Below are 19,371 nucleotides of genomic sequence, written 5' to 3'. Positions count from 1 at the left end.
CTCCCACAGTGGATCGATGTGCTGACGGGCGATTACAGGTCGCCGTAACCCAGCGAACGCAAGGCGCGCTCGTCGTCGGACCAGCCGCCCTTAACCTTGACCCAAAGGTTGAGCATGATCTTGGAGTCGAACAGCAGCTCCATGTCCTTGCGCGCCTCGGTGCCGATGCGCTTGATGCGCTCGCCCTTGTCGCCAATGATGATTTTCTTCTGGCCATCGCGCTCGACGAGGATCAAGGCATGGATGTGCAGGGTTTTGCCCTGCTGCTTGAATTCTTCGATTTCCACAGTGATCTGGTACGGCAGCTCGGCACCCAGCTGGCGCATGATCTTCTCGCGCACCAGTTCGGCGGCGAGGAAGCGGCTGCTGCGGTCGGTGATCTGGTCTTCCGGGAAGAAGTGATCGTTTTCCGGCAGGTGCTCGGCGATCACACGCTCCAGCGTGTCGAGGTTGTGCCCGTGCTGCGCCGAGATCGGCATGATCTGCGCGTTCGGCAGCTGTTCCTGCAACCACGTCAGGTGCGGCATCAGCTCGGCTTTGTCTTCGATACGGTCGGTCTTGTTCAGCGCCACGATCAGCGGGCCGGTCACGTACTGGACGCGCTCGAGGACCATCTGGTCTTCGTCGGTCCACTTGGTGCGGTCAACCACGAAGATCACCACGTCGACGTCTTTCAACGCCGCCGAAGCGGTTTTGTTCATGTAGCGGTTCAAGGCCTTTTCGCCGCCCTTGTGCATGCCCGGGGTGTCGACGTAGATCGCCTGGACGGCGCCTTCGGTCTTGATGCCCAGCATGTTGTGGCGGGTGGTTTGCGGCTTGCGCGAGGTGATCGCCAGCTTCTGGCCGAGGATGTGGTTCAGCAGCGTGGACTTGCCCACGTTGGGACGGCCGACGATGGCAACATAGCCACAGCGTGTTGCGGTTGAATCAGTCATTGCCATTCTCCACACCCAGGGCAATCAGTGCTGCGGCGGCCGCTACCTGTTCGGCAATACGACGACTCACACCCTGACCTCGGCTTTTTTCGTTCAATAAGGTGATTTCACATTCGACGAAGAACGTCCGGCAATGCGGCTCACCCTGGATATCCACCACTTCGTAACGCGGCAGCTCACAACCACGCGATTGCAGAAATTCCTGCAAGCGGGTTTTTGGATCTTTGTTGGTGTCGACCAGCGTCAGGCCTTCGAACTCTCCGGCCAGCCAGGCCAGCACGCGCTCGCGCGCCACGTCCATGCCGGCGTCCAGATAGATCGCACCGATCAGCGCTTCCAGGGCATCGGCCAGAATCGACTCGCGACGGAAACCGCCGCTTTTCAACTCGCCGGAACCCAGACGCAGGTATTCGCCCAGATCGAAACCGCGGGCCAGTACGGCCAGGGTCTCACCTTTCACCAGGCGTGCGCGCAATCGCGACAACTGGCCTTCGCGGGCCAGCGGGAAGCGATCGAACAGCGCCTCGCCAGCGACGAAGTTGAGGATGGCATCACCGAGGAACTCCAGACGTTCGTTGTTGCGTCCGGCAAAGCTGCGGTGAGTCAGGGCCAGGACCATCAGTTCCTGATCCTTGAAGGTGTAGCCGAGCTGACGCTCTAGACGGCTTAAGGAGACGCTCACGGTTTACCCACGCTGAGTTCGTGGCTGAATTCCACCGCCATCGCCGTGGTGCGGCGCAGGCTTGGGACAATTAACGCTGTGTTCAAAAATTACGTCCTGAATATCATTGTTTTCATGCCTCTGGTGCCCGATTGTGCCGGTTCCAGAAATGCATTCGGCGCTGTGTTCAACAGCGCCGTGTGTGATTACTTGATCAGGCCAACCCGCGAGAAATTCGGCAGGTGACTGAGTTTCGGTTCCGGCCAGCTCATCCAGACTGCGAAGGCCTTGCCGACAATATTCTTGTCGGGAACCATGCCCAGCAGATCCTTGGGAATGCTCGGATCATCCCAGTAGCGACTGTCGTTCGAATTGTCGCGGTTGTCGCCCATCATGAAGTAGTGTCCGGCAGGCACGGTCCACGTATGGTCCGGCGATGCGCGATAGCGGGTCATTTCCTTGCGGATCAGGTGCTCGGCGACGCCGAGTTTTTCCTTGTAGAGCTCGGCGCTGCCCAGCGTACCCGGCTCGGAACCGATCAGTTGCTCGGCGATCGACTCACCGTTGACGAACAGACGCTTGTCGGCGGTGTAACGAATCTGGTCGCCCGGCAGGCCGACTACACGCTTGATGTAGTTGACGTTCGGATCGCTCGGGTAGCGGAACACCATCACATCGCCGCGCTGCGGATCACCGACCTCGATGACTTTTTTGTCGATCACCGGCAGACGGATCCCGTAAGAAAATTTGTTCACCAGAATGAAGTCGCCAACATCCAGGGTCGGTTTCATCGAGCCGGAAGGGATCTGGAACGGCTCCAACAGGAACGAACGCAGGACCAGCACGATGAACAACACCGGGAAGAACGACTTGCCGTATTCGACCAGCAACGGCTCTTTGTTCAGTTTTTCGACCACCACCCCATCAGGCTGGCTGACGCTGCCCTGATAGGAGGCAATGGCGGCACGCCGACGCGGCGCCAGGAAAACCAGATCGAGCAACGCCAACAGGCCGCAGACGAACACGGCGATGACCAGCAACAGCGGGAAATTTAGTGACATAGGACCTAACTATCCAACCTGAGCACTGCAAGGAAGGCTTCTTGTGGAATTTCCACGTTGCCGACTTGCTTCATGCGTTTCTTACCGGCCTTCTGCTTTTCCAACAGCTTGCGCTTACGGCTAACGTCACCGCCGTAGCACTTGGCCAATACGTTCTTTCTGAGTGCCTTGACCGAAGTCCGCGCAATGATCTGCCCGCCGATGGCGGCCTGGATCGCAACGTCGAACATCTGCCGTGGAATCAGTTCTTTCATCTTCTCGGTCAACTGGCGACCTTTGTAGTGCGCATTATCGCGGTGCACGATCAGCGCCAGGGCGTCGACCTTGTCACCGTTGATCAGCACATCCAGTTTCACCAGATTAGCCGACTGATAACGATCGAAATGGTAATCCAGCGAAGCATAGCCGCGGCTGGTGGATTTCAGTCGGTCGAAGAAGTCCAGGACCACTTCGTTCATCGGCAAATCGTAGGTCACCTGGACCTGAGTACCGAGGAACAGCATGTCGTGCTGCACGCCACGCTTCTCGATGCACAGGGTAATAACGTTGCCCAGGTGCTCTTGCGGCACAAGGATATTGGCCCGCACGATCGGCTCACGCATGTCTTCGATCGAAGACAGGTCTGGAAGCTTCGACGGGTTATCGACGTAAATCGTTTCGCCGGTTTTCAGCAACAGCTCGAAAATTACCGTCGGCGCCGTGGTGATCAGGTCCAGGTCGTACTCGCGCTCCAGGCGCTCCTGAATGATTTCCATGTGCAGCATGCCGAGGAACCCGCAACGGAAGCCGAAGCCCAGGGCGTCGGAGCTTTCCGGGGTGTACTGCAGGGACGAATCGTTGAGCGTGAGCTTTTGCAGGGCTTCGCGGAAATCTTCGAAGTCGTCGGAGCTGACCGGGAACAGACCGGCGTAGACCTGTGGCTGAATGCGCTTGAAGCCGGGCAGCACGTCAACGTCCGGTGTGGAGCTCAAGGTCAGGGTGTCACCGACCGGTGCACCGTGAATGTCCTTGATACCGGCAATGATGAAGCCCACTTCGCCGGCCTTCAGGTCAGTGGTAGCGGTGTGTTTCGGGTTGAAGACACCGACGCTGTCCACCAGGTGGATCTTGCCGGTGGACTTGACCAGAATCTTGTCGCCCTTCTTCACACGACCGTGGCGCACGCGCACCAGGGAAACGACGCCCAGGTAGTTGTCGAACCAGGAGTCGATGATCAATGCCTGCAGCGGATCTTCATAGTTGCCGGTTGGCGCAGGAATGGTCTGCACCAGGCGCTCGAGCACTTCGTCGACGCCCAGACCGGTCTTGGCACTGCACTCGACCGCGTCGGTAGCGTCAATGCCGATGATTTTTTCGATTTCTTCTTTGACACGGTCCGGATCGGCCTGTGGCAGGTCGATCTTGTTCAGGACCGGCATCACTTCCAGGCCCTGCTCGATGGCCGTGTAGCAGTTGGCAACCGATTGCGCTTCTACGCCCTGACCGGCATCGACCACCAGCAACGCACCTTCACAGGCCGCCAGCGACCGGCTGACTTCGTAGGTGAAGTCAACGTGGCCCGGGGTGTCAATGAAGTTCAACTGGTACTTGATGCCGTCGCGAGCGGTGTAATACAGGGTGACGCTGTGGGCCTTGATGGTGATCCCGCGTTCACGTTCCAGGTCCATGGAGTCCAGCACCTGGGCTTCCATTTCGCGCTCGGCAAGGCCGCCGCACATCTGGATGAAGCGATCGGCCAGCGTCGACTTGCCATGGTCAATGTGGGCGATGATGGAGAAATTGCGGATATGACTCAAATCACTCACGGATCAACACTCAAAAAGGCTGCAGGCATAGCCCGCCGAAAAATAGCCGGGAATTGTACCTGATCCACGGCGCAAGCGTCACGTTCGCAGGTCAGACGGCACCTACAAAAAACGCCCCGGTCTTGCGACAGGGGCGTTTTTTATCAGCGACGAAGTCGGGAAATACCCGATATCAACCGGCCCGGCGCAGTAACCAGACCCCGGCCAGGGCGCACACACCCGCCGGTACCAACACCGCAAACAGCGGCGAGAAACCGAACACCAGGCTCGAAGGCCCCAGCAGATCCTGGACGATGCGGAAGGTGAAACCTACCAGCACGCCAGTGAATACCCGCTGACCGAGGGTGACCGAACGCAGCGGACCGAAGATGAAGGAGATCGCCATCAGTACCAGGGCGGCAGTGACCAGCGGCTGCAACACCTTGACCCAAAATGCCAACCAGTAACGGCCATTGTTCAGCCCCTGATCCGCCAGGTAGTGGATGTAGCCCCACAGACCGGTGATCGACAGCGAATCCGGCGACATCACCACGGTGCTGAGCAACTGCGGGCTCAGCGCCACGTTCCAGCGCTCTACCGGTGCCATCACCACTTCAGTGCTCTTGTCATGGAACAGCGTGGTCGTGACATCGCTCAACTGCCAGTGATCCTTGTCGAACTCCGCGCGCTTGGCGAAGCTCGAGGACAGCATGTGACGCTGATCGTCGAAGCGATAACGGGTCACGCCGTACAGCAGACCGTTGGGCTGCACCGAGTTGACGTGGATGAACTCGTCACCCTGACGGTGCCACAGGCCATGCTTGGCGCTTTGCGCATCGCCACTGCCCTGAGCCAGCGAGCGATTGGCCTGCGCCGTGCTTTCGGTTGCCGGCGCGATGTACTCGCCGATCAACAGACCGACCAGCATCAGCACCAACATCGGCTTCATCACCGCCCAGACGATCCGCCCAACCGACACGCCTGCTGCGCGCATGATGGTCAGTTCGCTGTGGCTGGCCAGACTGCCGAGGCCGATCAGGCAACCGATCAGCGCCGCCATCGGTAACATGTCGTAGAGACGGCGCGGCGCCGTCAGCAGGACGTAACTCAACACATCGACCAGGGTGTAGGTGTCGCTGACCTCACCCATCTCGTCGATGAAGGCAAACAGTGTCGCCAGGCCGAGAATGATCCCCAATACCGCCAGGATCGCGATGAAAACGCTGCTGCCGATGTAGCGATCGAGCTTAACCACGGGCCACCTCCAGCGCGGCGCGGCGACTTGCCCGCTTCAACTGCAAGGGTTCCCAATAGAGCAGGCCCAGACCGATGACCAGGAAAATCCCATGAACCCACCACAGGCCCAACGCAGGCGGGATCTTGCCCTTTTCGAGGGCGCCGCGAGCGGCAATCAGGATGCTCAGGTAAGCCATATAAAGAAGAATTGCCGGCAGCAGCTTGAGGAAACGGCCCTGGCGCGGATTGACCCGCGACAGCGGCACCGCCATCAAGGTCACGATGAAGACCAGCAACGGCAACGACAAACGCCATTGCAGTTCGGTGCGGGAACGGAGGTCGTCGCTACCGAGCAAGGAGCTGGTGGGCATTGCATCACGGTCGGTGACTTCGTCGCTGACGTCCGGTTTAGGCAGCAATACGCCGTACTCTTCGTACTTGATTGCACGGTAGTCGGCCTGTCCCGGGTTGCCGTCGTAGCGATAGCCATTGTCGAGAATCAGGTAGCGGTTACCGTCGGGGCGGATTTCCTGACGGCCCTTCTCGGCCACCAGCACGGAAATCCCGCGATCCTTCTTGTCGGACGAGACGTTCTTTTGCGAAATGAACACGCTGCCGAGTTGGATGCGGTCATCCGACAACGTCTCGGTGTAGGTCACCCGGGTTCCGTCACGCAGAGCCTGGAAGCGACCCGGCTCGAGGGTATCGAACTCGGTCAGGGCGTCCTGCTTGTTCAGCAGCAACTGGAACTGATTGGCGCCTTGTGGCGCCAGGCTCAGGCTCAGCCAGGCCACCACCAGCGCAACCAGCGTGGCCGGAAACAGCGTCATGGTGAACAGACGTTGCTGGCTCATGCCGGTGGCAGACAGCACCGTCATTTCGCTTTCAAGGTACAGGCGACCGTAAGCCAGCAGAATCCCGAGGAACAGGCCCAGCGGCAGGATCAGCTGCAAAAAGCCCGGCAGACGAAAGCCCATGATCAGGAACAGAGAGCCCGGATCGAGAAGACCGGCAGCCGCCTGGGCGAGGTATTTGATGAAGCGCCCGCTCATGATGATGACCAGCAGCACGGCGCTGACGGCGCTCAAGGTCAACAGGACTTCGCGGGACAGATAACGGAAGACAATCAAACCAGACACTCCAGGGTTGTCAGGCTAAGGCGGCCAAACAAGCAAACATATCAGGCAGCCCGCAAGACAGAGCCGCCGAAAAAAGTTGGCGCATTATCCTGTGATTGGGTGCGCCTGTCACTGCGCAATGCGCTGGCGCGGGAGTGTAGGAGCGAGCTTGCTCGCGATGGTCGTTAACGATAACGCGGGAAGCCTGACACCCTGCGGCGGTCTCAGGTTCTTCGCGAGCAAGCTCGCTCCTACAATCGTTCAGCCTAGGGTTGTCAGGCTCGGGGCCCGAGGTTCAAACTGCGCCCTTTGTCGCAAGCCGTGACTTGCGCCTTTCTACTTATTTGTAAGCAGGCTCGAAAGAATGCCGTCGAGCCCTTGCGTGTTGACTATCAATTCAGGGACCCGGACATGGAACTGGTTGTAAAAAGCGTTAACCCAGAAACGTTGAAAACCGCCACGCTGGTGGTCGCCGTCGGCGAAGGCCGCAAGCTCGGTGCCGTTGCCAAACAACTCGACGAACTGAGCGGCGGCGCGATCAGCGCTGTGCTCAAGCGCGGTGACCTGGCTGGCAAGATCGGCCAGAGCCTGCTGCTGCACAGCCTGCCGAACCTGAAAGCCGAACGCGTGCTGCTCGTGGGCGTGGGCAAGGACGAAGAACTGGGCGACCGTCCGTTCCGCAAAATCATTGCCGGCGTCGTCAACACCCTTAAAGGCCTGGGCGGCAGCGATGCCGTGCTGGCGCTGGACGAAGTCGTGGTCAAGGGTCGCGACAGCTACGGCAAAACCCGTCTGCTGGCGGAAACCCTGGTGGACGGCGAATACTCCTTCGAGCAGTTCAAAAGCCAGAAAGCCGAACCTCGCGCCCTGAAGAAAGTCACTCTGGTGACCATCAAGGCCGCCCAGGCTGAAGTCGAGCGCGCCGTGGCACACGCTACTGCTATCGCCAAAGGCATGGCGTTTACCCGCGACCTGGGCAACCTGCCGCCGAACATCTGCCACCCGACGTTCCTCGGCGAACAAGCGAAGAACCTCGGTAAAGAATTCAAAACCCTGACAGTCGAAGTCCTTGATGAGAAGAAGATCAAGGAACTGGGCATGGGCTCGTTCTACGCCGTTGGCCAGGGCAGCGCCCAGCCGCCGCGCCTGATCGTCATGCAGTACAACGGTGGCAAGAAATCCGAGAAGCCGTACGCGCTGGTCGGCAAAGGCATCACCTTCGACACCGGCGGCATCAGCCTGAAGCCGGGCGCCGGCATGGATGAAATGAAGTACGACATGGGCGGCGCCGCCAGCGTCTTCGGCACCCTGCGCGCCGTGCTCGAACTGAAACTGCCGATCAATCTGGTGTGCATCCTGGCCTGCGCCGAGAACATGCCGAGCGGCAACGCTTCGCGCCCGGGCGACATCGTCACCACCATGAGCGGCCAGACCGTGGAAATCCTCAACACCGACGCCGAAGGCCGTCTGGTGCTGTGCGACGCACTGACCTACTCCGAGCGCTTCAAGCCACAAGCCGTGATCGACATCGCGACCCTGACCGGCGCCTGCGTGGTTGCACTGGGTTCCCACACCTCGGGCCTGCTCGGCAACAACGACGAACTGATCGGCCAACTGCTGAGCGCCGGCAAGGCTGCCGACGACCGCGCCTGGCAACTGCCGCTGTTCGATGAGTACCAGGAACAGCTCGACAGCCCGTTCGCCGACATCGCCAACATCGGCGGCCCAAAAGCCGGCACCATCACCGCCGCCTGCTTCCTGTCGCGCTTCACCAAGAACCTGAACTGGGCGCACCTGGACATCGCCGGCACGGCCTGGACCAGCGGCGGCAAGGAAAAGGGCGCCACTGGCCGTCCGGTTCCCCTGCTGACCCAATACCTGCTGGACCGCGCCAAAGCTTAACCCTGTAGGAGCGAGCTTGCTCGCGAAGGTGGTCAACGATGACGCGGGGAACCAGCATAAAACGCGGCGTCTTTGAGTTTCTCGCGAGCAAGCTCGCTCCTACAATTCCCAGGGTAGTTCTATAGCCGCCCCGGGCTCAGGAACCGCAATGACCAAAGTCGACTTCTATATCCTGCCCAGCGCCGATCCTTCGGCGCGGCTGGATTTCGCCTGCAAGCTCACCGAAAAAGCCTGGCGCATGGGCCACCGCATCTACCTGCATTGCAGCGATGCAGTCCAGCGCGACGATCTCGATGCACGCCTGTGGGCCTTTAAGGGTGAAAGCTTCGTGCCCCACGGCCCCGCTGAAAGCGAGCCTGACGGTTTGATCGTGCTCGGTCTCGGCGATGACAGCGGTCAACATCAGGATCTGCTGGTCAACCTTGACCTGAAAGTCCCGGCCTTTGCCAACAAGTTCGCCCGGGTGGCGGAAGTGGTGGTGGAAGATCCGACAATTCGTGCGGCGGCGCGGGAGAGTTTCCGCTTCTACCGCGAACAGGGCTATCCTCTGCAAGATCACCGTTTACAGCGACTCTGAGCATTCCGATGGACACTCCAAAACCGCCGCAAAAGTCCGCGCTCCTGCTGGACGACCTCGAGTCGATCCGCCAATTGCTCGGCGATGACAACCTGCAACCGCCCCTGCTGACCGATACGGTCGAGGACGGAGACCAGGAACAGATTCCGATGCTGTTCGACACGGTCAGCGCCAGCCAGCCAACCGTCGAACCGACACCACCCGCCGCTGCCACCCCGTCAGCCGCCACCCCCGACAAGAACCCCGACGACCTGCTGCACCTGGACAGCGAGCTGCGCGCCGCCGCGCAATTGATCATGCAAGACGTGATCGACGACTTCGCCCCGCACATCGAAACCGAAATCAAACGCCGCCTCAGCGCACGGCTGGAACGGTTGTTGAGCCAGTACAACGACTGAACTACCTGTGGGAGATTCTATATTTGGCCCCCCCCCAAATATGGAATCTGTCTATCAATACTGGCATTCCTGATCGCGCACGATTGGGGGACCTGCAAAATTCCGCTCGCCAGTTCGCCTTTTTCCAATAGGCGGCAGAAGTTGAGTATCGCCGTTTCATCGGAAATTCCGATCCAGGTGCAACCCCAAAAACCGGCGCAGAATGGTGTTCTCGTAAAGTGCATCTTCCACCGCCGGGTCGCTGCTTCCCGTATTGAAGTGGGTATTTCACCAATCTGAAAGTCTATTTCAGAACTTCCTTTGGAAAATACCCCCCCACACAACAATTCTAATTAATAGTTTATTTCTCCGAGCAATTACCGTACCCACCAACTAAATACTTTCAAAAAACGCTCAACCCACCACAAATAAACCTGTTGATTATTTATATAAGCTTTCTTATATTTGCCCTGCCTTAGCGCACTTGGGGCCGATTAGGATTCGACGTCGGTAACAAAACTCTAGGGGCATGCCGAGTGGGTAACAGCACTCGTAAATCCACTGTTGCATACTTAATAGTTGCCAAATTTGCCAACTACGGTGCTCCTGCAATGAACGCTTCCTCCTTCGAGGAAAAGATCTACGCTTAAGCACTTCTGGCTGCCTCGGCGCCAGCAATCATTAGGGGATTTCTGTAAACCCGACCTGATTGTCATACAGAACAGAATCGCCGCGTAGTGTGCTGTGGACGTAACGGCTAAATATTACACAGCTCGCCCCAAGCACCCTGCCCCTCGGGTGGCGACGGGTTAACTTAATTGAACTGGCTAAGCATGTAGAACCGACAGCGGAGTACTGGCGGACGGGGGTTCAAATCCCCCCGGCTCCACCAAATGAAGTAAGTACTTCACCCGTTTGCTGACAAAACGTCATTGGCAGCAAAACAGGTCACCTGGAGAGGTGACCGCCAGGTCATCAGAAGTGATGACCGATTTAAAGCCATCCTCAGGGGTGGCTTTTTTTTTGGTTTTTTACGGCATTCGAGATACCACAGAAAAACAAGTACCCCGATTTGATTAATAATGTGTGCGCGAGCAAAAACATCAACAAACAGACATACTTACGCCCGATACAATTAATTACTTTTTCTTTCTTTGGAGGGATTGTCTGCCGTCTCGATCAAGCCTGATGGCGACACTCTAAAGCCCCATCTGACGCCCGGAGCTATCTGCCTTCTTTCCAGTGGTTGATGTCAAAAGGACGTTCCTACAACCCCCCTCGCCGCAAAAGCGGGTTCGCACATTCGCTCTGCGCCTGTCCGCCCTCGCTCGCCCTGCGCCCCATGCCCCGCTATACTCGTCGGCTTTTCCTGAATTAATGCCAATAGGGTCCCGCCGCGCATGGATAAGACCTACCAGCCGCACGCCATTGAAACTTCCTGGTACAACACCTGGGAGTCAGAGAATTACTTCGCCCCGCAAGGCGCGGGCGAGTCCTACACCATCATGATCCCGCCGCCGAACGTCACCGGCAGCCTGCACATGGGTCACGGCTTCAACAACGCGATAATGGATGCCCTGATCCGTTTCCGCCGCATGCAGGGTCGCAACACCCTGTGGCAGCCGGGTACCGACCACGCTGGTATCGCCACGCAGATGCTGGTGGAGCGTCAACTCGAAGCCAAAGGCCAGAGCCGTCACGACCTGGGCCGCGAGAAATTCCTTGAGAAGATCTGGGAATGGAAAGATGAGTCCGGCGGCAACATCAGCCGTCAGATCCGCCGTCTCGGCTCGTCCGTGGACTGGGGCCGCGAGCGCTTCACCATGGACGACGGCCTCTCGGAAGCCGTTAAAGAAGCGTTCGTGCGCCTGCACGAAGACGGCCTGATCTATCGCGGCAAGCGTCTGGTCAACTGGGACACCAAGTTGCACACGGCGATTTCCGACCTCGAAGTGGAAAACCACGACGAGAAAGGTTTCCTGTGGAACCTGAAGTACCCGCTGGCCGATGGCGCCAAGACCGCTGAAGGCAGTGACTACCTGATCGTCGCGACCACTCGCCCGGAAACCATGCTCGGCGATGCCGCCGTCGCGGTTAACCCGAACGATGAACGCTACAAAGCCCTGATCGGCAAATTTGTCGAGCTGCCGCTGGTCGGCCGCCGCATTCCGATCATCGCCGACGATTACTGCGATCCAGAATTCGGCACCGGCTGCGTGAAAATCACCCCGGCCCACGATTTCAACGACTACGAAGTCGGCAAGCGCCACAACCTGCCGCTGCTGAACATCTTCGACAAGAACGCCAATGTCCTGCCAGCCTGCCAGGTGTTCAACCTCGACGGCACGCTCAACGAAAGCATCGACGGCAAGATCCCGGCTGAATACATCGGCCTCGACCGCTTCGAAGCGCGCAAGCAGATCGTTGCTGCGTTCGACGCTGCCGACCTCTTGGTCAGCGTCAACGATCACGCGCTGAAAGTGCCGAAAGGCGACCGTTCCGGCACGATCATCGAGCCGTGGCTGACCGACCAGTGGTACGTGTCCACTAAGCCGTTGGCCGAGCCTGCGATTGCCGCCGTTGAAGACGGTCGCATCCAGTTCGTGCCGAAGCAATACGAAAACATGTATTTCTCGTGGATGCGCGACATCCAGGATTGGTGCATCAGCCGTCAGCTGTGGTGGGGCCACCGGATTCCGGCCTGGTACGACGAGTCGGGCAAAGTCTACGTCGGTCGCGACGAAGCCGAAGTGCGCGCCAAGCACAACCTCGGCCCGGACGTTGCGCTGCAACAGGACAACGACGTTCTCGATACCTGGTTCAGTTCTGGGCTGTGGACCTTCTCGACACTCGGATGGCCTGAGCAGACCGAATTCCTGAAGAAATTCCACTCCACCGACGTGCTGGTCACCGGTTTCGACATCATTTTCTTCTGGGTCGCCCGGATGATTATGCTCACCATGCATTTGGTGAAAAACGAAGACGGCACGCCGCAGGTTCCGTTCAAGACCGTTTACGTTCACGGTCTGGTGCGAGATGGCCAGGGCCAGAAGATGTCCAAGTCCAAGGGCAACGTCCTTGACCCGCTGGACATCATCGACGGCATCGAACTGGAAGACCTGGTGCAGAAGCGCACCTCCGGCATGATGCAGCCGAAACTGGCGAAGAAGATCGAGAAGCAGACCCGCGACGAGTTCGCCGACGGCATCGCCAGCTACGGCACCGACGCCCTGCGCTTCACCTTCTGCTCGCTGGCCTCCACCGGTCGCGACATCAAGTTCGACATGGGCCGCGTCGAAGGCTATCGCAACTTCTGCAACAAGATCTGGAACGCCGCGCGTTATGTTCTGGACAAGGGCGAAGACTGCGGCCAGAACGGCGAAGCCTACGAGCTGTCCCTGGCGGATCGCTGGATCATCTCGCAGTTGCAACGCACCGAAGCCGAAGTGACCCGTCAACTCGACCAGTTCCGCTTCGACCTCGCGGCACAAGCCTTGTACGAGTTCATCTGGAACCAGTATTGCGACTGGTACCTGGAACTGTCCAAGCCTGTGCTGTGGGACGAAAACGCGCCGGTTGAACGTCAGCGCGGCACTCGCCGTACGCTGGTTCGCGTACTGGAAGTCGCGCTGCGCCTGGCGCATCCGTTCATGCCGTTCATCACCGAAGAAATCTGGCAGCGCATCGCGCCGCTGGCCGGTATCGAAGGCAAGACGATCATGCTGCAGCCTTGGCCAGTGGCCAATGAAGAGCGCATCGATCCGGCCGCCGAGAACGATATCGAGTGGCTCAAGGAACTGATGCTCGGCACGCGCAACATCCGTGGCGAAATGAACATTGGTCCAGGCAAGCCGCTGAACCTGTTCCTGAAAAACGTCAGTGCCGAAGATCAGCGTCGTCTTACCGAAAACGAAGCACTGCTGAAGAAGCTGGCTCGTCTCGAATCCATCACCGTACTGGCTGCCGGCGAAGAAGCTCCGCTGTCTGCCACCGCGCTGGTGGGTGAGATGGAAGTGCTGGTGCCAATGGCCGGTCTGATCGACAAGGACGCCGAACTGGCACGTCTGGACAAGGAAATCCTGCGTTTGCAGGGCGAAGTCCAGCGCGTGGGTGGCAAGCTGTCCAACGCCGGTTTCGTCGACAAGGCCCCGGCCGAAGTCATTGAGAAAGAGCGCGCCAAACTGGCTGAAGCCGAACAGGCTTTGGGCAAGCTGGCCGAGCAGCATGCGCGGATTGCCAGTTTGTAACGGCAGATCGCAATGAAAAAGGGAGGCCCGCAACGGCCTCCCTTTTTTGTGCCCGCCACATTCTCCCAAACACCACAAATCCCCTGTGGGAGCGGGCTTGCTCCGGGCGGCGTTCCGACGAAGGCGGTGTGTCAGTCAGCATTGAAGTTGACTGACACACCGCTTTCGTCGGAACGCCGCCCGGAGCAAGCCCGCTCCCACAGGTATTGCGTTCACAAGGCCGGGATGTGGGACAATACCCGCCACTTTCAGCCATACCCGAATCGACCACGCCCATGACCGCCCCCCGCACACCCAAACCTGCGCGCAAGAAGCCTGACTCCGCCACCCCGGCCAAAGCCGTGGAACCGCGTGAAAAGGCCAGCCTGCACCCGCGCAATCGCCATCAGGGTCGCTACGACTTCCCGGCGCTGATCAAAACCACGCCGGAACTGGCGAAGTTCGTGATCATCAACCCGTACGGCAAGGAAAGCATCGACTTCGCCAGCCCGGACGCGGTGCGGGTGTTCAACCGGGCGCTGCTCAAGTCGTTCTATGGCATCGCCCACTGGGACATTCCGGCGGATTACCTCTGCCCGCCGGTGCCGGGCCGTGCCGATTACGTGCACTTCCTCGCCGATCTACTGGCCAGCGTCAACGACGGCGAAATCCCACGCGGTGCGCCGGTCAAGGTGCTCGATATCGGCATGGGCGCCAACTGCGTCTATCCGTTGATCGGTTACAGCGACTACCGCTGGCACTTCCTCGGCTCGGAAATCGACCCGACAGCCGTGGCCGCCGCCAAAGCCATCGTGCAGTCCAACGGGCTGAACAAAGCTATCCAGTTGCGCCAGCAAAGCAATCCCAAGCACATCCTGCTGGGCTTGCTCGAACCGGGCGAGCGCTTTGACCTGACCATGTGCAACCCACCGTTCCACGCGTCGATGGACGAAGCCACCAAGGGCAGCGAGCGCAAATGGCGCGCACTGGGCCGCGCCGACCCGAAACGCAAACTGCCGGTGCTGAACTTTGGCGGGCAATCCGCTGAGTTGTGGTGTGAAGGCGGCGAAGCCCGTTTCGTGACGCAACTGATCGCCGAGAGCGCGCACTTCCAGCACAAAGTGCTGTGGTTCAGCACCCTGGTCTCGAAAGCCTCAAACCTGCCGGCGATTCAGACGGCGCTGAAAAAGGCTGGCGTACTGGAAAGCCAGGTGGTGGAAATGTCCCAAGGCCAGAAGCAAAGCCGCTTCGTCGCCTGGACCTTCCAGACCAAGTCCGAGCAGCAGGTCTGGCGCGAGCGCTGGGCACGCAAAAGCTGAGTAAAGTCTGGTACACCACGCATTTGTGAGTTGTGAAGATCAAATGTGGGAGCGGTGTTTGCGGGTCAGTCGCCAAATCGCAGGCACAAAAAAGCCGTGCCCGGATCACTCCGGAGCACGGCTTTTTTTACTGCGTCTTACTTGTTAACAGCGTCGGTCAGGCCTTTGGCCACAACCAGCTTGATAACTTTCTTGGCAGCGATTTCGATGGCAGCGCCAGTCGAAGGGTTACGGCCGGTACGGGCAGGACGCTCGGTCACTTTCAGTTTGCCGATACCTGGCAGAGTGATTTCGCCGCCGTTTTCCAGCTGATCGGCAACGATTTGGCCCAGTTGGTCCAGAGCGTTACGCGCGGTGGTTTTTGGCGCGTCGATAGCTTCAGCGATGTCGGCGATCAGTTGGTCTTTAGTAAGAGCCATGTAGTGTTCCTTCCCTATCAAATTCATATGGATTGCAGAGTGCAGTGTCAGCCATCGAGCCCGATCTTCTGGATCTGGCACCCTCGGCCAATAACCACGGGATCGGGGTTATAGATACCGAAATCAGGGTTTGGTTCGACCTGACAAATGCTGAATGCACGCTTAACGCAGTGACTTCGCGTAAGACCGGGCAAAACTAGCACAGAGACGGGGAAATATCCGCCTCTAGCTACCCATTTGGTCAGCTTTATTGCTCTAAAACAGGAAAAATCTGCATAAGCACTGCCGCACGCCTGCGAATTGCCCTTCGCACCGCGCCAAAACCAATGGTTGCGGTACACTTGGCACTTTTTGGGGAGCACGCCCTCCTCTCTTCAATCAGCCGAGAAGCCCATGCCGATCCGTCATTGCATCGTCCACCTGATCGACAAAAAACCCGACGGCACGCCCGCAGTTCTCCACGCTCGTGACTCGGAGCTGGCCGAGTCGAGCGCCATCGAGAACATGCTTGCCGACCTCAACGAGAGCTACAACGCCAAACAAGGCAAGGCGTGGGGGTTCTTCCATGCCGAGTCCGGGGCGCATCCGTTCAGCGGCTGGCTGAAGGAATACCTCGAGGGCGGCAAGGATTTCACGGCGTTCAGCCGTGTGGCAGTGGAACACCTGCAGAAGCTGATGGAAGAGTCGAACCTCTCTGTGGGCGGCCACGTGCTGTTTGCGCATTATCAGCAGGGCATGACCGATTACCTGGCGATCGCCCTGCTGCACCACAGTGAAGGCGTTGCAGTGACCGATCAGCTGGACGTGACCCCGTCCCGCCACCTCGACCTGGGCCAATTGCACCTGGCGGCCCGGATCAACGTCTCCGAATGGCAGAACAACAAGCAGTCCAAGCAGTACATTTCGTTCATCAAAGGCAAGAACGGCAAAAAGGTTTCGGAGTATTTCCGCGACTTCATCGGCTGCCAGGAAGGTGTCGACGGCCCGGGCGAAACCCGGACCCTGCTCAAGGCCTTCAGCGACTTCGTCGAAAGCGAAGACTTGCCGGAAGAGTCCGCCCGCGAGAAAACCAAGACCCTGGTGGATTACGCCAGCAGCCAGGCAAAAATGGGCGAACCCATGGGCCTGGAAGAGCTCTCGGGGCTGATCGACGAAGAACGCCCGAAAGCCTTCTACGATCACATCCGCAACAAGGACTACGGCTTGTCGCCCGAGATCCCGGCGGACAAACGCACCCTGAACCAGTTCCGTCGCTTCACCGGCCGCGCTGAAGGGTTGTCGATCAGCTTCGAAGCGCACCTGCTGGGCTCGAAGATCGAATACGACGAAGAGGCCGGGACGCTGATCATCAAAGGCCTGCCCACTCAGCTGACTGACCAGCTCAAGCGACGCAACTGATGCTCGGCAGCGTACTGAAGAAATGCCTGCTGATCCTGCTGGTGGTCGTGGTCTATCAGAACTGGGGCAAGATCGAGCGGGTGTTCAACCCCTCGCAGGTGGTGTCCGAACAGACCCAGGCCAAGGCCAATGTCGTGCTCTACGCCACCGAGTGGTGTGGTTACTGCAAACTGACGCGGCGCTTTCTCGATCAGAAAGGCATTCCGTACAAGGAATTCGATATCGAAAAAGATGCCGAGGCGCGCAAGGCGTATGAGGCGTTGGGTGGTGGCGGCATTCCGATCATCGATGTGAACGGGACGTTGATTCGCGGGTATGACCCGGACCAGATTCTTGCCGCCCTGAAATAACTGATCAGAGTCACACAATCCTTGTGGCGAGGGAGCTTGCTCCCGCTGGACTGCGTAGCAGGCCCAACTATTTTGTGAGCGCTGCGCACTCAAGCGGGAGCAAGCTCCCTCGCCACAGGTGTGTGTGTTTATCCGCGTTTTTCGATACGGAAACCAAACCGCGGAAAGTGCACATGCACCACGCCGCCCCGCTCGTCTTCTCGACGCAGAATCAATTCTTCGCTCCCGGCAAACAACAACTCCCCGGCCACCGGATCAACACCGTAATCGGTCGCGGCGATGACCACCTGCTGACCCGCCTCAAAACCATTCGGTTCATCAAACTGCTCATCCGGCAATGCCGCCGGCGTCGCATTGCGCGCCACTTCCAGCGCCTCTTCGGCGGACATCTCGCTGGACGCGCCGTGACCGAAACCCATCACCCGCCCGAACCATGCCGATACCGCCGGATAAGCATCAACCAATGGTGCGGTCACCGGCGTCGCCTTGAGGAACCAAAGACAATGAGCCAGGGCGAAGTCGGCAATCGACGGCTCGCCGAACAGGAAATCGCCCTGCTCACGCTGAAGCTGCTGCTCCAGGCGCGCCATGATCGTCGGCCATTGATGCCGCGCTTGCTCGGCCGACAACTTTGTAGCGCTGCCACCACTGAACAACCCGGCGCGATCAGCGAGGAATGCCTTGATCGCTTCCGGCGGCAGATGGCCGAAACGCACCGCGATCGATTCTGGCTGAAACACCAGACCGACAGCATGCTGGAACACCACCGAATCGGCCCACGCGGCGAAGGTCGCGGCGATCATTTCCTGACCTTCCGGGAAGAACGCCGGCAAGGCTTTTTCCTGCTCCAGTCGACGGGCGATCAACGAGGTGTCGCAATAGATGTCCGCGCCAATCTGCAACACCGGGGTTCTGCGGTAACCGCCGGTCAAGGCTGTCAGATCGGGTTTTGGCATCACCGGCGAGATCTTCACCGAGCGCCAGGACAACCCCTTGAAGCCCAGCAGCAGGCGAGCCTTTTCGGCGAAAGGGGACGTCGGGTAATGATGAAGAATCAACTCGGACATGCTCGGCTCCGCCGCACGGAAAAGGAAACCGCAGCTTAGCGCGCAATCCGCAGGCAGCCTACAGATCTGCCTGATGGGAATTGATCACTCAGATTGATAAGCCCGCAGCAAAGGTTGCCACCAGGCATTCCTTGGCGCTTTTCTTGAGTTTTTTGATCAGCCGTTCCTGACGCAACGCTTCGCTTTTGTCGCGGCAGACTTCGGTGTAGACCAGTGCCATGGCCGGGCTGGAGAGAAAGAAGCGTGCGCCTTTGCCGCTTTGGTGTTTGGCGAAGCGGCGTACGGGATCGTCGCTGATCCCGCAGTAAAGCGAGCCATTGGCCGCGCGAACGAGGTAGACGAACCAGGGTTTGCTGACCGGCATCGGTTCGGCGGCAATGAGGGAAGATTCGCTCGGGGTGTTCACGTGACGATCAAGGCTTGTAGGAAACAAGCCGCGATCTTATCAGCGACTGGCCTGGAATGCCTTCAGCCCCTTCAAGGCCTGAGCGCGAACGGCGTTTCTCACCAGCGGCGTCCAGCCCAGCAGCAGCCCCTTGAAACCCAGCGCCTGACGCGACCAGGTCCACAGATCGAAGCTGTCGTGATGCTCGCAGATCTTGCCGTCGCGAAAAACGAAACGGGCCTGAATGTCGTTGACCACGGTGTTGCCGGTCTGGCTGAACAGGTACGTCGCCACCCAATGCGCGCCGCCACTGCGTTCATCGCTGCGCACGTTGTCGAACGTCAGGGAAAAATCCTTGGCCCGGGTCGTGAGCATGCGCCACATGTCGCCGGCATCACGGCCACGCAGTTCGCCGAACGCCGGATCGCTGAACACCACGTCGTCGGTGTAGCAGGCGGCCATGGCGTCGGCATCCAACCGCTGGAAGGCTTGGTAGAACTGGGTGATCAATGCGCTGTGGGCATCACTCATGGGCAGGCTCCTTGGGGTTGCAAAG

The 19,371-nt window shown here is 59.1% G+C and carries 17 protein-coding genes, 1 other RNA gene and 2 pseudogenes; 9 read left to right on the top strand and 11 right to left on the bottom strand.

The annotated features are described in order from the left end of the window. Positions 1 to 32 precede the first annotated feature (32 nt). The 6 genes from era to lptF all read right to left on the bottom strand — a co-directional run bounded on the left by era (position 33) and on the right by lptF (position 6,807). A complete protein-coding gene (era, locus tag ACYZTL_RS21010; RefSeq protein ID WP_008026691.1) occupies positions 33 to 935 on the bottom strand; it encodes a GTPase Era in 903 nt (300 codons plus the stop codon). Continuing rightward, complete coding sequence (gene rnc, locus ACYZTL_RS21005; protein ID WP_017340629.1) at positions 928 to 1,617, bottom strand: ribonuclease III; 690 nt, start codon at positions 1,615 to 1,617, stop codon at positions 928 to 930. Before rnc ends, era begins: the two co-directional genes overlap by 8 nt. A gap of 185 nt (positions 1,618 to 1,802) precedes the next feature. After that, a complete protein-coding gene (gene lepB, locus ACYZTL_RS21000) occupies positions 1,803 to 2,657 on the bottom strand; it encodes a signal peptidase I (RefSeq protein ID WP_461953354.1) in 855 nt (284 codons plus the stop codon). Between the two features lie 5 nt (positions 2,658 to 2,662). Then, complete coding sequence (gene lepA, locus ACYZTL_RS20995; protein WP_461953353.1) at positions 2,663 to 4,462, bottom strand: translation elongation factor 4; 1,800 nt, start codon at positions 4,460 to 4,462, stop codon at positions 2,663 to 2,665. A gap of 172 nt (positions 4,463 to 4,634) precedes the next feature. Then, on the bottom strand, positions 4,635 to 5,696 hold the full coding sequence (gene lptG / locus ACYZTL_RS20990) for an LPS export ABC transporter permease LptG (protein WP_461953352.1): 1,062 nt from the start codon (positions 5,694 to 5,696) through the stop codon (positions 4,635 to 4,637). After that, positions 5,689 to 6,807: an LPS export ABC transporter permease LptF gene (gene lptF / locus ACYZTL_RS20985; protein WP_461953351.1), complete on the bottom strand. Its 1,119-nt coding sequence runs from the start codon at positions 6,805 to 6,807 to the stop codon at positions 5,689 to 5,691. The genes lptG and lptF overlap by 8 nt, the downstream gene beginning before the upstream one ends. A gap of 127 nt (positions 6,808 to 6,934) precedes the next feature. Here lptF and ACYZTL_RS20980 point away from each other — a divergent pair. The 4 genes and pseudogenes from ACYZTL_RS20980 to ACYZTL_RS20965 form a co-directional block, all read left to right on the top strand. Further along, positions 6,935 to 7,054 (top strand): annotated as a pseudogene (locus tag ACYZTL_RS20980) (outer membrane lipoprotein carrier protein LolA); the annotation flags it as partial. A gap of 152 nt (positions 7,055 to 7,206) precedes the next feature. After that, positions 7,207 to 8,697: a leucyl aminopeptidase gene (locus ACYZTL_RS20975; RefSeq protein ID WP_461953350.1), complete on the top strand. Its 1,491-nt coding sequence runs from the start codon at positions 7,207 to 7,209 to the stop codon at positions 8,695 to 8,697. Between the two features lie 148 nt (positions 8,698 to 8,845). Beyond that, the gene (locus ACYZTL_RS20970) at positions 8,846 to 9,274 is read left to right on the top strand and encodes a DNA polymerase III subunit chi (protein ID WP_461953349.1); all 429 of its coding nucleotides are present in this window, start codon (positions 8,846 to 8,848) and stop codon (positions 9,272 to 9,274) included. An 8-nt stretch (positions 9,275 to 9,282) separates the two neighbouring features. Further along, positions 9,283 to 9,672, top strand: coding sequence for a DNA polymerase III subunit chi (locus tag ACYZTL_RS20965; protein WP_461953348.1), 390 nt, complete (start codon positions 9,283 to 9,285; stop codon positions 9,670 to 9,672). A gap of 89 nt (positions 9,673 to 9,761) precedes the next feature. Here ACYZTL_RS20965 and ACYZTL_RS20960 read toward each other — a convergent pair. After that, a pseudogene (locus ACYZTL_RS20960) lies at positions 9,762 to 9,921 on the bottom strand (transposase); the annotation flags it as partial. Between the two features lie 216 nt (positions 9,922 to 10,137). Here ACYZTL_RS20960 and ssrA point away from each other — a divergent pair. The 3 genes from ssrA to rlmF all read left to right on the top strand — a co-directional run bounded on the left by ssrA (position 10,138) and on the right by rlmF (position 15,196). Continuing rightward, positions 10,138 to 10,543: a transfer-messenger RNA gene (gene ssrA, locus ACYZTL_RS20955) on the top strand. A gap of 508 nt (positions 10,544 to 11,051) precedes the next feature. Continuing rightward, complete coding sequence (locus ACYZTL_RS20950) at positions 11,052 to 13,898, top strand: valine--tRNA ligase (RefSeq protein WP_461953347.1); 2,847 nt, start codon at positions 11,052 to 11,054, stop codon at positions 13,896 to 13,898. Positions 13,899 to 14,173: 275 nt separating this feature from the next. Then, complete coding sequence (gene rlmF / locus ACYZTL_RS20945) at positions 14,174 to 15,196, top strand: 23S rRNA (adenine(1618)-N(6))-methyltransferase RlmF (RefSeq protein ID WP_461953346.1); 1,023 nt, start codon at positions 14,174 to 14,176, stop codon at positions 15,194 to 15,196. Between the two features lie 137 nt (positions 15,197 to 15,333). Here the strand turns inward: rlmF and ACYZTL_RS20940 are convergent, their stop codons facing one another. Further along, the gene (locus ACYZTL_RS20940) at positions 15,334 to 15,615 is read right to left on the bottom strand and encodes an HU family DNA-binding protein (protein ID WP_007905514.1); all 282 of its coding nucleotides are present in this window, start codon (positions 15,613 to 15,615) and stop codon (positions 15,334 to 15,336) included. 393 nt (positions 15,616 to 16,008) lie between these two features. Here ACYZTL_RS20940 and yejK point away from each other — a divergent pair, with 393 nt between their 5' ends. Together yejK and ACYZTL_RS20930 are read left to right on the top strand one after the other, a co-directional pair. After that, entirely contained in the window at positions 16,009 to 17,013 is a 1,005-nt protein-coding gene (gene yejK / locus ACYZTL_RS20935; protein ID WP_461953345.1) for a nucleoid-associated protein YejK, read from the top strand. Then, on the top strand, positions 17,013 to 17,363 hold the full coding sequence (locus ACYZTL_RS20930; RefSeq protein WP_461953344.1) for a glutaredoxin family protein: 351 nt from the start codon (positions 17,013 to 17,015) through the stop codon (positions 17,361 to 17,363). Before yejK ends, ACYZTL_RS20930 begins: the two co-directional genes overlap by 1 nt. A 128-nt stretch (positions 17,364 to 17,491) precedes the next feature. On the opposite strand, the gene ACYZTL_RS20925 is transcribed toward ACYZTL_RS20930, so the two are convergent. From ACYZTL_RS20925 to ACYZTL_RS20915, 3 genes are all read right to left on the bottom strand, one after another. Further along, complete coding sequence (locus ACYZTL_RS20925; RefSeq protein WP_461953343.1) at positions 17,492 to 18,430, bottom strand: glutathione S-transferase family protein; 939 nt, start codon at positions 18,428 to 18,430, stop codon at positions 17,492 to 17,494. A gap of 88 nt (positions 18,431 to 18,518) precedes the next feature. Then, positions 18,519 to 18,836 (bottom strand): GIY-YIG nuclease family protein, encoded by a 318-nt coding sequence (locus ACYZTL_RS20920; protein WP_461953342.1) that lies wholly within the window; start codon positions 18,834 to 18,836, stop codon positions 18,519 to 18,521. 39 nt (positions 18,837 to 18,875) lie between these two features. After that, positions 18,876 to 19,346, bottom strand: a complete 471-nt coding sequence (locus ACYZTL_RS20915) for a nuclear transport factor 2 family protein (RefSeq protein WP_461953341.1) — start codon at positions 19,344 to 19,346, stop codon at positions 18,876 to 18,878. Positions 19,347 to 19,371: the final 25 nt, after the last annotated feature.

The sequence above is a fragment of the Pseudomonas sp. LB3P81 genome, from assembly GCF_054897965.1.
Note: the sequence above shows the minus strand (reverse complement) of the source record. Positions and strands in the feature narration are given on the sequence as shown.